The following is a 14,233-nucleotide window of genomic DNA, read 5'->3' as shown; positions in this document are numbered from 1 at the left end:
CTGAGCTAATGACCCGCTCTGATTTACTTATAAAAGTAAGTACGCGTAAATCCGCCGATTATAACCATTCAATAGAGAATGGTGGGTCATGATGGACTTGAACCATCGACCAATGGATTAAAAGTCCACTGCTCTACCAACTGAGCTAATGACCCGCTCATTGTGTTTGTTAACACATTGCGTAAATCCGCCGATTAAGACCAAACTTTATTAACAATAAAGAATGGTGGGTCATGATGGACTTGAACCATCGACCAATGGATTAAAAGTCCACTGCTCTACCAACTGAGCTAATGACCCGCTCTTTTTGTCGCATTTCGAGTGGGGTTACCATTCGTTTGCTGCGGGCGCTTATAATACTTATTTATAAAATGAGTGCAACCGAAATTGTCTCTTTTTTTAAGTTTTTATGTCTAGTTGAGCAATTTTAGACCGCTTATGACAAAAAGCAGTCTAATCAAGCATCAACATTTATTTTGATAAGCGTTCTGTGGCTAATTTAGCAGCAGTTGTACTTGGGTACTGATTGATAAGCTCATTCAGTATTTTTTGTGCTTCTGCCTTCAAACCTTGCTCTTGTAAAAGTGTACCAAGCTTTAACATCGCATCTGGGCGTTTATTTGAATTTGGAAATTCGTTAACAACTACTTTAAAGTGCTCGGCTGCTTTTACACCGTCATTTTTAATCGTTAATAGTTGTCCCAGCCAATAATGTGCGTTTGAGGTGTACACTGAATTTGGATACGTTGTTAAGAACGCTTGAAATTCTGGAATAGCTTGGTCGTAGCGTTTATCTTTCATTATAAGCGCAACAGCACGTTCGTACGCTTCGTTTTCAGATAAATCGCTGCTGTAGCTCTGCTCATTACTAGGCTGTGTATAGTCTGTTGTAGGCGCTGGAGCGGTCGGCTTTGCATACGCTTGGCTAACACGGTTCTCAATTTCTTGATAAAGCTCGCGTTGACGCTGGAGTACTTTTTCAAGCTTATAGCTTTGCTCTTCAGTTACTCCGCGTATTTGACTAACTTCATCTTGCAGTAAATTGAGCTGTTGCTGTAACTCTACTTGTAAAAAATTACGCTGTTGCATCATACTTTCAAGTGTTGCTAAACGCTTTTCAATGCTTGACTGTGAACTTGCAGCTTCTGAAACAGGAGCGGGAGCAGCCATTAACTGGGTGCTCCCGCTCAATATCATGGCTGCCAAAATAATTTTCGGCTTCATAATATCTCTTATCTTAGTAAACTAGTACCGCACGGCGGTTTTTAGCGAAAGCTGCTTCTGTGCGAGTCTTAACCATTGGCTTTTCTTCGCCGTAGCTAACTACTGACATTTGGCTTGCAGAAACACCTAAGCTTTGTAGGTATTTTTCAACTGCTTGTCCACGGTGCTCACCAAGTGCAATGTTGTACTCTGGCGTACCCCGCTCATCTGCGTGGCCTTCAATTAATACTTTAACAGAAGGATTTTTAACTAAAAACTCAGCGTGTGCACGAAGTAAGTCTGCATATTTGCTTTCAACTGTCGCTTTATCAAAGTCAAAGTAGATAATTTGCTCTTGACGAAGCGCTTCGTACTTTTGACGAAGTTGCTCTTCTGCTTGTTGCTCTGGCGTCATTGTGGCTACTTCAACTGTATCCGTTGTTGTTTGCTCAACAGTTGCTTGGTTTGACTGGTTAGCTGCATTTTCGTCGATATCTGAAGATGAGCTACAAGCTGCTAGTGTCATTACTGGCACAGCAATTAGCAGGCCTTTAAGTATTTTGTTAAGTTGCATTGAGTAGATTCCTATTTTGAGTAAACCAGCAATTATTACTGTAAATATGGCGACCAAGCCGGTGCCTTTACTTGTCCATCAAGCACAGGTAAACGTGCTTTAAAACGGCCGTCCATCGATACTAGCGCAAGTACCTGTTTATTATTGTGGAGCGTGCTGTATATAATCATCGAGCCATTTGGCGCTATGCTCGGTGATTCGTCAAGGCGAGTTCGTGTTAAAACTTGAAACGCACCTGTAGCCAACTCTTTCTTAGCAAGATGATACTGTCCGTTAGTACGGTTTACCATCACTAATTCTTTTCCGTCTGGCGAAATAGAACCCGCTAGGTTCATGTCACCGTCAAAGGTTAATCTTTGCGTTCTGCCAGTTTTTAAATTTAACTTATAAATCTGAGCATTACCACCCCTTTCCGACGTAAATACTATATCTTCACCATTTGGGTACCACGAAGGTTCGGTATCTATGCTACGATGGCGTGTTAATCGCGTCTCTTTACGTGTTAGTAAGTCTAATAAGTAAACCTCAGTTGCACCAGTTTTATCTTTTGACAGCACTAGCAGTAACTTTTTACCATCTGGCGAGAACTGCGGCGCGCCGTTAATTCCCTTGTAGCTGGTGATCAATTCGCGTTTACCCGTATAAATGTCTTGAATATAAATTTGGCTCTGGCGATTTTCAAAGGTTACATACGCTAACTTAGTACCGTCAGGTGACCAAACCGGTGACATTAATGGCTCTTTTGAACGCAATAATACTTGTTCATTAAAACCATCGTAATCAGCAACCACTAACTGATAAGGCTTTTCTTCGGTATCACGTACAATAACATAGGCTATTTTTGTTAAAAACGCGCCTTTTTCGCCAGTTAGCTTTTCATAAATAACATCACTAATGCGGTGCGAGTATCGACGAAATCCAGTTTCACCAATTACGCTTTGACGTGCTTCTAAAATATGGTCTTGGCTTTGAACAAGCTTACCGTTGCTCATCATTTGTGTTTCACCGCCAGTAATTTGGCCGCGAATAACATCAACAAGCTCATAACGTACTAAGTAACGTCCGTTGGTTTGCTGTTCTACTTCACCCACTAAAACCGCTTCAACGCCTTTATTAACCCAAGCGCCGTAATCAATATCGCCGTCTTTATGTGGTTGTTGAGGCATTTGTGAAACGCTAACTGGCTTAAATTTACCACTGCGCATTAAATCAGCAGCAATAACATCGCTAAGCTGCTCTGGAATAGGGCCAATACCTTGGTATTTAAAAGGCACAATCGCAATCGGTCTTGCACCGTCTATACCTTCAGTAATAACAATTTCAAGTGCCGCGTGTGCAACACCCTGAAACCCTAATATTAAAACTAAACAGGCTATTTTAATTTTGTTAAACATGTCATCCCTTAAAACTCTGGCGCGATGGTTATATTAATATTCTTTAATTGTTCGAATACGTCTTTATCTTTCGATACCGGTAATGTGTCGGCCATGCGAACCGCTCTTAAAGCAGCTTCACACACTAACTTATCACCGCCTAACGACTTAACCTGCGTAACCAAGCCATTAAACCCAAGACGGAGATTAATGCGGCATTGCTGGTTTTTCATTTTTTCATCAATTAATAAGTTTTGCTGAATACGCGCCATAATTAATGCACGGTATTTATCAACTTCACTCACTACTTGCTGTTGACGTATTTTATTACGAGCAGCCTGCTCTTTGGCAAGTTGCTCTTGCAGTATTTGTTCTTGCAATGCTTGCTGACGTTTACGCTCGGCTTCTTCAGCACGTTTTTTACGCTCTTCTTCCGCTTTTTTAAGCGCGGCTTCTTCGGCTTTGCGTTTGTCGGCAGCCGCTTTAGCAGCATCTTCAGCTTCTTGCTTTTGCTTTTGCGCTTGTTTGGCTTTTGCTCGCTCACGCTGTTCTATTTCGCGGGCTTTTTTAGCTTGAGCTTCGGCTTCGGCTCTTTCTTTCTCTTTAGCTTTGCGCTGCTGCTCTAGCTTTTTAATGCGTCTTGCTTCAGATTCACTTTGCTTACGTGCGTCTGCTGCGCGGCGCTCTAAATCACGAATGCGTTTATCTTCAGCGCGCTTTTTATCTTCTTCTTTTTTGCGTAACTCAGCAATTTTTTGCTCAACCTGCTGTTGATCCACGGTCACAGCAGACACCGCATTTTCTGGCTCAGGAATGGCGGCATTAAGCGTCACTTCCATTACTTTAGGTTTAGGTGGATGAATGTTTGCTGATGCATACAAAAATCCCCCTAATGCTAAATGCAGTATTACTGATTTGATTAACGACGTATTCATATGACTACTTGGTCCCCTCAAAGGATTCGGTCATTAAGCCTACCGATGGTACACCTGCATTCTTCAAAAAATCCATGAGCAGTAACACTTCTTGATACGACACTTTACCTGAGCCTTTAATCATTACTGGGGTATCAGGGTTTTTCATTAGTTGTAGTTTAATTACAGCGGCTACATCTAATGCTTCCATTGGCTCTTCCGGATCAGTACCTATGCTTACATAGTATTTACCTTGCGAATCAATAGAGGCAATAATGGGCGGCGTATCTTTGGTATCAACTAAGTCTGACTCTTCCATTTTTGGTAGGTCTACTTTTACGCCATGGGTTATTAATGGCGCAGTGGCCATAAATATAATAAGCAACACCAACATTACATCAATGTATGGTACTACATTAATTTCTGCGACTGGGCGACGCTTTTTACGCTGGTACATTCGCTTGAGCCTCTATTTGGGTAGCTGCTTGACGGTGTAAAATATTGGCAAATTCTTCCATAAAGTTAATGTAATGAGATTCTAACTTTTCAACTTTATTAGCAAATCGGTTATAGGCAATAACGGCAGGAATAGCCGCAAATAAACCCATTGCTGTTGCAATCAAAGCTTCTGCTATACCTGGTGCAACCATTTGTAAGGTTGCTTGTTTTACTTCACCTAAGGCAATAAAGGCATTCATAATACCCCATACTGTACCAAACAAACCTATGTAGGGGCTAATTGACCCAACGGTTGCTAAAAACGATAAGCTTGATTCTAGTTTTTCTATTTCACGAGAAAGCGCAACCCGCATTGAACGGTACGTGCCTTCCATAACAATGCCTGCACTTTGAAAGGTATTTTTTTTGTGGCGTGCAAACTCTTTAAAACCTGAGGTGAATAACGCTTCAATACCCGTTGATTGACCACCGCGTGATGAAATTTCGTTATATAGCTTACTTAGGTCAACACCAGACCAAAAACGTTGCTCAAATTTTTTGGCATTTGCTAAGGCGTCAGAGATGGCTTTTTTACGTTGAAAAATAATAGCCCACGACATAACCGACATAGCAACCAACGCTAGCATTACTAATTGCACAAGCAAACTGGCTTCTAGAATTAGATCTAAAAAATTAAGCCCTGATCCCACGTTAAACTCCTAAATAATTAAAAACATCAAATTGATTTATTTGAGTAAGGTAACTTTGTAACACATTAGCCACCATTAAAGTTCAGCTAGTGTATCTAGTGTATTTCCTGCTGACAACGATATTGCTGTGAATAGCCAACAAAAAACGTTAAAAAAATAGTTTTACTACTTAACTCTTGTTTTACTGTATAAATAAATAACAATAAAGCTATCTGTAAGCCCGCTTAATTTCACTAAAGAGTCACAAAAATACGCTGTTTATTCAAAATTAATGCATAAGCACTCATAAACACTACACGCTTACCTTAACGTAATAGTAAAACTAATACCGAACGTTTATATGTTAATATACATAAACAAAGCATTTCATTAACTTATAGAATTAATGGTTAATTAACATGCAACATTAAGTAAAAACAGAAAACCCCTGCTATTAGTTTTTTTAATCTGAAAATATAAATTTTCTAGTTTGAACAAATTCTGCCGCTTCGGTATTATTCTCCCATACCGAGCTAGCGCATTAAATGAAAGCTATTTCATTGAATCCAGTTCTTCGTAATATGATTTATTTCGTATTACTTTTTTACTTCTTGGGGTATGACCTCAATAAGTAAAACGTAGTTCCCTAGATTACTTCCTTAAACTTGTTGTTTGCCCGCATTATTTGCGGGCTTTTTTTTGCCCGCAATTTGTCAAATCAGCTACACTCGGCCTCAGTAACGTTACAGCAGGCGCACAATAGCCTGATATGTCTTAACGCTCAGTGAATTATTGGCAAAGTAAAATACGTCTAAATTTAGCTTTTGCTCATACTAAAAAGCCACTGTCGTTAAAATGACAGTGGCTTTAGAAAGAGTCTAGTTATTCTGGTTATTTAATCTTTTTTAGGTAACAAGCCAAAATGGTGGTACGCATTATCAGAGACAATTCGCCCTCGCGGCGTACGCTGAATAAATCCTTGTTGAATTAAAAAGGGTTCAATCACATCTTCTATGGTTTCTTTCTCTTCGCCTATTGCCGCGGCTAAGTTGTCAAGGCCAACAGGGCCACCCATAAACTTTTCGATGATGGCGAGTAAATATTTACGATCCATGTAATCAAAACCGCTTTTATCAACGTCAATCATGTCGAGGGCTTGTTGGGCCACCTCAGCATTAACCGTACCGTCTGACTTTACTTGGGTGTAATCGCGCACTCGGCGCAATAAACGATTTGCAATACGTGGCGTACCGCGCGAACGTTTGGCTATTTCGGCCGCGCCATCGTCACACATTTCTAAACTAAGATAATGCGCTGAGCGCCCCACAATATGCGATAAGTCTTCCACAGAGTAAAACTCTAAGCGCTGCACAATACCAAAACGGTCACGCAGTGGAGAAGTTAATGATCCCGCACGGGTAGTTGCACCAATGAGTGTAAATGCGGGTAAATCAAGCTTAATAGAACGCGCAGCAGGGCCTTCACCTATCATAATATCGAGCTGGTAATCTTCCATTGCCGGGTAGAGTATTTCTTCAACTTGCGGGCTCAAACGGTGAATTTCATCAATAAACAGTACATCACCCTCTTCAAGGTTAGTGAGCAATGCGGCTAAATCGCCCGCTTTTTCAAGCACAGGCCCAGACGTGGTTTTAATATTTACGTTTAATTCGTTCGCCACAATATTAGCAAGCGTGGTTTTACCTAAGCCTGGTGGGCCAAATATCAATAAGTGATCCAACGCTTCGCTACGACTGCGCGCAGCTTCAATAAATATTTCCATTTGTTGCTTAACATGCGGCTGACCACGATAGTCGGCCAATAACTTAGGCCTAATAGCACGGTCTATGGTGTCTTCGTTGGTTTTTTCAGCAGCATCTACTAAGCGATCAGCTTCGATCATAATTTACTCACAGCATTGATTTCAAAGATTCTTTAATTAGAACCTCAGTCGACATATCGGGTTTGCTTACTGATTTTACTGCTTTTTGCGCTTGTGGCAATTTATAACCGAGCGCCACTAACGCCGAAACCGCATCATCGGCCGCATTATTGGCTATAGTTGCATCGCTCGCAGGCTCTATTACGGCGCTATCGCTAAATGGGGTAAATAAGTCATTACCCCAATTTTTTAATCTGTCTTTCATTTCGAGCACTAAGCGCTCTGCGGTCTTTTTGCCCACCCCTGGCAATTTAACCAAGGCAGTGGCATCTTCATTATTTACACAACTTACAAACTGCTGCGCCGACATGCCCGACAAAATGGCTAAGCCTAATTTAGGCCCTACTCCATTGGCTTTTAACAGCTCTCTAAATAACGCACGTTCGGTTTTATTATTAAAGCCAAACAATAACTGTGCGTCTTCGCGTACTACAAAATGAGTGTACACAATGGCGTTGTCGCCTACTTTAGGCAAATCGTAAAAACAGGTCATTGGCATTTGTACTTCGTAGCCAACGCCGCTCACTTCTAATAGTATTTCTGGGGGCTGTTTTTCAACTAACACGCCGTTTAAGCGACCTATCATTGTTATTTCCTTAGACGTCCTCTAACGGTTTTGCTTGCGCTACCCGCTAGTTTTATTAAATTTTGTTCAGAGTGGGCATGGCAAATTGCAATTGCAAGCGCATCCGCCGCATCGGCTTGCGGCGTACCTGGCAGTTTAAGTATGTTTTTAACCATATGTTGAACTTGCGATTTATCTGCCCCACCGTTACCCACAACGGCTTGCTTTATTTGCCGTGCTGAGTATTCAAAAACCGGTAAGTCGGCCATAGAGGCACCGACAATCGCAGCACCACGGGCTTGACCTAGCTTTAAAGCAGAATCAGGGTTATGCGCCATAAATACTTTTTCTATAGCAAATGTTTCAGGCGAAAATTGCTCTATAAGTTGCGTAATGCCCTGGTAAATCATTTTAAGTCGGGTGGGAAAGTCATGATCGGCTAATTTAATACAGCCACTGCCTAAGTATGTAAACTTGGCACCTTGATGCGCAACCACACCGTAACCCGTTAAACGCGAGCCCGGATCGATCCCTAAAATTATGGCCAAACAGCACTCTCATTATTGTTATTTATTAATAGTGCTAATAATGCCAGAGCACTGTATAAATTACCAGTACAAAGCAAAAACAAAAATGCCTACTTAAAAAGTAGGCATTTAAACGCTATTTGGCTGGAAAGTTTACGCCAATGCGCGTACTAAGCCTTGGGTATTTTGTTTAAGCGTACGGGCAATCATAAAATAGCCTAATCCTGCTACAAACACGCCGCCAGCAACGGGGCCTATAATCCAAATGTTAGGATGCAGCTTACCCGCTAAATCAAACATTTGCTGCTGAACAATCAATAACGCAATGTCGCTGAAAAATGCAGCCACCAGTCCGGCTAAACCGCCCAGTAATAAAAACTCATACAAGGTGGCATTTTTGATTAATCGGCTTTTAGCACCTAACGTACGCAGTATCACAATTTCTTGCATCCGCTCACCTAAGCTCGCTTGCACCTGCGATATAAGTACCAACGCGCCACACAACACCACTATAGCCAGTACAAAACCAATAGCTAACGACACTTGCTCAATAGTCGATTGAATTTGTTTAACAAAGTTGTCTACATCAATCGCTGTAATAGTGGGATATGCCCGCAATAGCTGGCTAAAGTCGCGCTTTTGCTCAGGCTCAATACGTACTGATGAAATATACGTGGCCGGAAAGCTGCTCAACACATCAGGGCTTAAAATAATGAAAAAGTTAGGTTTAAGCGTAGCCCAATTAACTTTACGTACACTGGTAATTTTAGCGTCGAACGACTGGGCACCAATTAAAAACGTGAGGGTATCGCCCATTTTCACATCAAGGCGCTTCATCATCGACTCTTCAAGTGAGGCCTCAGCTACTGCGTCATCGCCAAACCACTGGCCATCGATAATGTCATTTTGTGAAGGGACTTCGTCAAGCCAAGTTAAGTTAAGCTCGCGGCCAATGCCTGAGCGGGCTTCTTCGTCTTTTTTCTCGTTGTCTTGCAATGACACTTCACGTGCTACTGCTTCGCCATTTACTGCATTCACGCGGCCACGAATCGTTGGGTAAAACTCCGACACTTGAATGCCTTTTTGCGCTAAGTATTCATTTACCGGATCCAGCTCATTTTGCGTAATATTAACCAAAAAGGCATTAGGTGCATCGCTTGGTAACTGAGACTGCCAATCCGAAATAATGTCGTTTTTTAGCACAATTAAAAACAACAGTAATTTAATCGCTAGCGAAAAACTGATTAGCTGCACCGCGTTAACGTTGGCACGTTTTTGAATAGACGCAATAGCCAACGACCAGCTGTTACCTGGCTTTAAGCCAAGCTTGCGACCCCCGCCAAATATCAATTTAGAAATTAAAAACAACACTAAAATAAGCGCAAGCGTTGAGGCAAATAAAATAAGGGTAATTTTAATATTGTTACTAAATAACCACATTAATAAAAATACCGTTAAGGCGCTAAGTCCTAAATGGATTTTACTTACCGCAAGGCGATCGCCTAAATTACGGCGAAGCACTCTAAGTGGTGGAATATCAAATAAATCTAACAATGGCTTAATAGAAAACATAACCGCACAAATAACCCCGGTGCTAATGGCCACTAACCACGGTTTAAACCCTGCCATAGGCAGTTCGGTTCCCATGCTTTTTGCAAGGTAACCAGTTGCAACTTCTTGTAAGCCGTAACCAATAGCAAGGCCAACAACTACCGCCATGGTACACACCATTAATAAGTGCATAAGGTAAATTTTGCGGATTATATCGCGGCTGCCGCCTAAAGTTTTCATCATTGCGACAGGGTCGTATTGGCGCTCACAATAACGTTTAGCTGACACCGCAATGGCTACTGCAGCTAAAATAATGCCCAGTAAACCTGCTAACAATAAAAAGCTTTCGGCTCTGTTTAAACTGTTTGAAATAGGAGACTGGCGGTCTTTTACACCATACCAGTTTTGGTTTTCTTTGAGTTGCGGCTTTAACCAATCGTAAAAACTATTGATGTCGTTTTCATCACCTGCATATAACTGGCGGTAAAATACACGACTGCCTGGCTGTATTACTTCGGTTTTTGCCACATCATCTATGTTTATGAGCACCCTACGGCTACTAGAGAACACATTAAATGGCGCATCGGGTTCTTCTACAATCACCTTTTCAACATTAAATAACGCGGCACCTAATTCAACTTGGTCGCCTACGTTTATGTTTAAGCTATAAAAAACTGACTCACTTAACCATACGTTACCAGGGCTTGGCGCACCGGGTGCAACCTCAGTTTGAGCATTCAAACCCGACTTAACTTTCAATTGGCCTTTAAGCGGGTAACTGTTTGATGCCGCCTTTACCGAGCTAAACTGCATTTGATCGTTTGCAAACAGCATAGTGTCAAAGTACACCATTTGTGCAGTTTGTAAGTTTTGTTGTTCTGCTTTGGTTATAAAGGCGGTATCTATGGCGTGGTTGCTGGCAAGAACACGATCTGCTGCTATAAATGCACTGCTTTTTTGCGCAATACTTTCTGCAATTCGCTCAGTTACCATAGATAAAGTAAGCACGGTTAATACCGCCAGTGCAATGGCAGCACTTATTACGGTTAGTTCACCACGGCGAAACTCACGAGAAAATAGTTTAAGCGCTAATTTAGCCCACATTTGCCATTTCCTCTGTTGAATTTTTTACCAGCTCCCCCGCCTCTATTTGAATAATGCGTTCACATTTTTGCGCTAAGGCTTCATCGTGAGTGACTAAAATGAGGGTTGTACCGTTTTGCTTATTTAAATCAAATAATAACGACTCAATCATATGGCCATTTTTGCTATCTAAGTTAGCTGATGGCTCATCGGCAAACAATATTTTTGGTGAACCAACAAATGCACGGGCAATCGCAACACGTTGTTGCTCACCACCAGATAACTGCGACGGGTAATGATCAACCCGATGGCTTAAGCCTACTTTTTCAAGCAAAGCGAGCGCTTGTTCTTTGGCGTCTTCTTTACCTGCAAGCTCTGCCGGTAGCATCACGTTTTCAAGTGCAGTTAAACTTTGTACCAACATAAAAGACTGAAACACAAAGCCAACTTTTGCAGCTCTGAGTGCGGCCCGCGCTTCTTCGTCTAATTCGTGCAGCGGCTCCCCATCTAACATTACTTCGCCGCTGCTTGCCGTATCAAGCCCTGCTAATAAACTTAATAAAGTGGATTTACCTGAGCCCGACGTGCCAACAACAGCAACAGACTCACCGTGCTTGACATTAAAGCTGATGTCGCTGAGGATGGACAACTCACCTTCAAGGGTAGATACAACTTTAGACAAACCATTTACTTGAATTATATTTAATTGAGAAAGCGCTGACATATGACTCATTCAATCCTACGTTTTGTATTTATTTTATTTTTAGTTATTAACCCGCTTACTGCGGCAGCTAACAACACGATTTTAATACTTGGTGACAGTTTAAGCGCAGCCTATGGCTTAAAACAAGAACAAGGCTGGGTGCAATTGTTACAAGATAAATACGATGCCGAGCAACGTAATATCAATTTAGTTAATGCCAGTATTAGCGGTGAAACCACTGGTGGCGCCCTGCGCAGACTTGATGCATTGCTTGAGCAATATCAACCAACTCATGTGCTCATAGAGCTTGGCGCTAATGACGGTCTACGCGGTTTTCCAGTTACTAAAATGCAAGACAACTTGACCGCTCTAATTGAAAAAAGCCAAGCAATAGATGCACAAACCGCGCTAATGGAAATTTATATTCCACCTAACTATGGCCCACGTTACAGTAAAATGTTCACCGATAGTTTTGCCAGTGTTAGCAAAGCCACAGGCTCGTATTTAATGCCGTTTTTTGTACTTAAAGTAGCAGGCAAAAGCGAGCTAATGCAAAACGATAACTTACACCCTAACAAAACTGCGCAACCAATACTACGAGATGAAATGTATAACACGATCAACCAGTGGTTAAATAAAGAGTAAAGCCGTGTAAAACTTCTGGCGCAAGCGCTTAATATTAAACGCTTGCGCAATAAACATCCAAACAAACAAATGCTTATTGATTTTTTTAAAAATACACGTACTATTGCAGTCGAAGTCGGTATGTGGCGCAGCTTGGTAGCGCACTGTCATGGGGTGGCAGGGGTCGAGAGTTCGAATCTCTCCATACCGACCATTTAAAACTCTTCAGAATTCAGTTTCATCCAATAAAAACCATTTTCCTTTCGTACTAGCTAATTTAATAATAAAAAATATCGCACATTTATCGCACCAACCAATTTATTAGCTGTTTTCCTGCTTTTTGATTTCAGAGGTATTGAGATTATGTGACGCCACACTTAAATACTTTTCAAATAATAAAGAAGCACGTAACTGCTTTAATTATTGATGTATTGGTTTGAGTTCGTTGATATTGCAGCTGTGGGCAGGCACTCAATAATTATGATGTCTGAAGTCAAGATTTGACCCCTTTGGTTTACTTTGGCTTTGAGACCGTTTCGCAAGAAATGGGGCATTTCAGGGCTGAAGTTATTGAGGTATATTTAAAATAAGTAACGGGCGGTCATTTAGACCGCCTTATCCGTACTTGTCGGACTATCAAAACACCCACTTTTAGACAGGCATTTATCAAACGCTGGTGTGTAAGGTTCCTCTTAATAGAGGTCAACAAGAGCGCAGTATTAATATACAGCATAACTTTGAATCGCCCCGAGTTCATCGGAGACCAGTTTGTTTAAGTCAGGCCACTTTACCTGACTCGTTTAAATTATCATAGTAGTCTGTTTCATATTGAGCTGGTGAAATATACCCAATTGAAGATAATAAGCGTTGATTATTAAACCAATTGACCCACTCTAACGTTGCGTATTCAACAGCATCAACATTCTTCCACGGGCCATTTCTGCGAATAATCTCTGTTTTAAATAATCCATTTATTGTTTCAGCCAATGCATTGTCATAAGAGTCACCCACACTGCCTACAGACGCTTGAATTCCAGCTTCAGCAAGTCGCTCAGTGTATCGTATAGACAAATATTGGCTGCCTCTGTCGCTGTGGTGAATTAACCCTTCGGGGTTGCCACGATGCCAAATAGCTTGCTCTAACGCATCAAGAATAAGCTCTGTGTGCATTGTCGTTGATACACGCCAACCTACAATGTATCGTGAAAAAACATCTATCACGAAAGCGACATAAACAAACCCACTCCATGTGGCAACATAGGTGATGTCAGCTACCCAAAGTTGATTTGGCTGCTCAGCAGTAAATTGACGATTAACTAAATCAAGTGGCTTATCTTGTTGCTCGTCAGGTATCGTTGTCTTATGTGCTTTACCCCGACGAACACCTTGAATTCCCATAACTCGCATCAATCGTTCGACTGTACAGCGGGCGACTTGATGGTCGTCAAGCTGTAGCTGCTTCCATATTTTTCTTGCACCATAAACTGACATATTATCCTCCCACACTTCGCGAATGAGTATTATCAGCTCAGCATCACGCTTTTTGCGGTTAGACAGTCGCTCAGGCTCTCTTTGTATCTGTTTATGAGAATAATACGTTGATGGTGCAATCGGCAATTCCTTGCAAATTGACTCGACACCGTAATGCTCTCTGCAAGCATCAATAAAATCCACTATTACTTCTGTTTGCGGTCGAGCTCCGCTTGGGCGAAAAAAGCGGCAGCTTGCCTCAGGATATCATTCGTTCGCTTGAGCTCTTTATTCTCGCGCTCTAAGACGGCAAGGCGTTCTTCAGTTGATTGCGTATTAGAAGAGGGTTTAGACGGTTGAGCTTGAGATTTCTTGACCCATGCTCTAAGTGTTTCTGGGGTACATCCCAGTTTATCTGAAATCGATACTAGCGCAGCCCAAAGAGAAGGGTATTCATGCTGTTGTGTGGTAACAAGCCTAATTGCACGTTCACGAAATTCTGATGTATAGCGATTTGATTTTTTCATAGTTCCAGTTTCTCAAGTTATTGAGTCTCTGGCAAACACGGGGCGATTCA

General features: G+C 41.6%; 13 protein-coding genes, 3 tRNA genes and 1 other annotated feature. Of the genes, 2 read left to right on the top strand and 14 right to left on the bottom strand.

From position 1 onward, the window contains the following. Positions 1-79: 79 nt before the first annotated feature. From ND6B_RS16975 to ND6B_RS17035, 13 genes are all read right to left on the bottom strand, one after another. A tRNA-Lys gene (locus ND6B_RS16975) sits at positions 80-155 on the bottom strand. A gap of 69 nt (positions 156-224) precedes the next feature. Continuing rightward, a tRNA-Lys gene (locus ND6B_RS16980) sits at positions 225-300 on the bottom strand. A 171-nt stretch (positions 301-471) separates the two neighbouring features. Further along, positions 472-1,224 (bottom strand): tol-pal system protein YbgF, encoded by a 753-nt coding sequence (gene ybgF / locus ND6B_RS16985; protein WP_013464642.1) that lies wholly within the window; start codon positions 1,222-1,224, stop codon positions 472-474. A 13-nt stretch (positions 1,225-1,237) separates the two neighbouring features. Then, positions 1,238-1,777 (bottom strand): peptidoglycan-associated lipoprotein Pal, encoded by a 540-nt coding sequence (gene pal / locus ND6B_RS16990; RefSeq protein ID WP_013464641.1) that lies wholly within the window; start codon positions 1,775-1,777, stop codon positions 1,238-1,240. Between the two features lie 35 nt (positions 1,778-1,812). Then, positions 1,813-3,171, bottom strand: a complete 1,359-nt coding sequence (tolB, locus tag ND6B_RS16995) for a Tol-Pal system beta propeller repeat protein TolB (protein ID WP_013464640.1) — start codon at positions 3,169-3,171, stop codon at positions 1,813-1,815. An 8-nt stretch (positions 3,172-3,179) separates the two neighbouring features. After that, positions 3,180-4,085: a cell envelope integrity protein TolA gene (gene tolA, locus ND6B_RS17000; protein WP_024601153.1), complete on the bottom strand. Its 906-nt coding sequence runs from the start codon at positions 4,083-4,085 to the stop codon at positions 3,180-3,182. Between the two features lie 4 nt (positions 4,086-4,089). Then, positions 4,090-4,521, bottom strand: a complete 432-nt coding sequence (tolR, locus tag ND6B_RS17005; protein WP_016899822.1) for a protein TolR — start codon at positions 4,519-4,521, stop codon at positions 4,090-4,092. Next, on the bottom strand, positions 4,508-5,212 hold the full coding sequence (tolQ, locus tag ND6B_RS17010) for a protein TolQ (protein WP_033102629.1): 705 nt from the start codon (positions 5,210-5,212) through the stop codon (positions 4,508-4,510). The genes tolR and tolQ overlap by 14 nt, the downstream gene beginning before the upstream one ends. 874 nt (positions 5,213-6,086) lie before the next feature. Then, on the bottom strand, positions 6,087-7,094 hold the full coding sequence (gene ruvB / locus ND6B_RS17015) for a Holliday junction branch migration DNA helicase RuvB (RefSeq protein WP_033102628.1): 1,008 nt from the start codon (positions 7,092-7,094) through the stop codon (positions 6,087-6,089). A gap of 7 nt (positions 7,095-7,101) precedes the next feature. After that, complete coding sequence (gene ruvA / locus ND6B_RS17020) at positions 7,102-7,719, bottom strand: Holliday junction branch migration protein RuvA (RefSeq protein WP_008114133.1); 618 nt, start codon at positions 7,717-7,719, stop codon at positions 7,102-7,104. A gap of 2 nt (positions 7,720-7,721) precedes the next feature. Then, on the bottom strand, positions 7,722-8,246 hold the full coding sequence (ruvC, locus tag ND6B_RS17025) for a crossover junction endodeoxyribonuclease RuvC (protein ID WP_008114131.1): 525 nt from the start codon (positions 8,244-8,246) through the stop codon (positions 7,722-7,724). 132 nt (positions 8,247-8,378) lie between these two features. Further along, the gene (locus ND6B_RS17030; protein ID WP_033102627.1) at positions 8,379-10,880 is read right to left on the bottom strand and encodes an ABC transporter permease; all 2,502 of its coding nucleotides are present in this window, start codon (positions 10,878-10,880) and stop codon (positions 8,379-8,381) included. Next, positions 10,870-11,583 carry an ABC transporter ATP-binding protein gene (locus ND6B_RS17035; protein WP_033102630.1) on the bottom strand — a complete coding sequence of 238 codons (714 nt, stop codon included), beginning with the start codon at positions 11,581-11,583 and terminating at the stop codon, positions 10,870-10,872. Before ND6B_RS17035 ends, ND6B_RS17030 begins: the two co-directional genes overlap by 11 nt. On the opposite strand from ND6B_RS17035, the gene ND6B_RS17040 reads away from it, so the two are divergent. Together ND6B_RS17040 and ND6B_RS17045 are read left to right on the top strand one after the other, a co-directional pair. Continuing rightward, positions 11,584-12,207, top strand: coding sequence for an arylesterase (locus ND6B_RS17040; RefSeq protein ID WP_033102626.1), 624 nt, complete (start codon positions 11,584-11,586; stop codon positions 12,205-12,207). Between the two features lie 116 nt (positions 12,208-12,323). Beyond that, positions 12,324-12,400, top strand: a tRNA-Pro gene (locus ND6B_RS17045). 563 nt (positions 12,401-12,963) lie between these two features. On the opposite strand, the gene ND6B_RS17050 is transcribed toward ND6B_RS17045, so the two are convergent. Then, positions 12,964-14,183, bottom strand: a protein-coding gene (locus ND6B_RS17050) for an IS3 family transposase (RefSeq protein WP_089368775.1) whose coding sequence is annotated in 2 segments (ribosomal slippage) — positions 12,964-13,904 and positions 13,904-14,183 — 1,221 coding nt in all. Because the reading frame shifts where the segments join, the coding sequence is not laid out codon by codon here. After that, positions 13,789-13,905, bottom strand: a sequence feature (AL1L pseudoknot). Its footprint overlaps the gene before it by 117 nt. Positions 14,184-14,233: the final 50 nt, after the last annotated feature.

It is taken from the genome of Pseudoalteromonas sp. ND6B (assembly GCF_000764215.1).
In the GTDB taxonomy this organism is placed as follows: domain Bacteria; phylum Pseudomonadota; class Gammaproteobacteria; order Enterobacterales; family Alteromonadaceae; genus Pseudoalteromonas; species Pseudoalteromonas tetraodonis.
The sequence above is the reverse complement of the archived record's forward strand: the minus strand, read 5'-3'. Positions and strand labels throughout refer to the sequence as shown.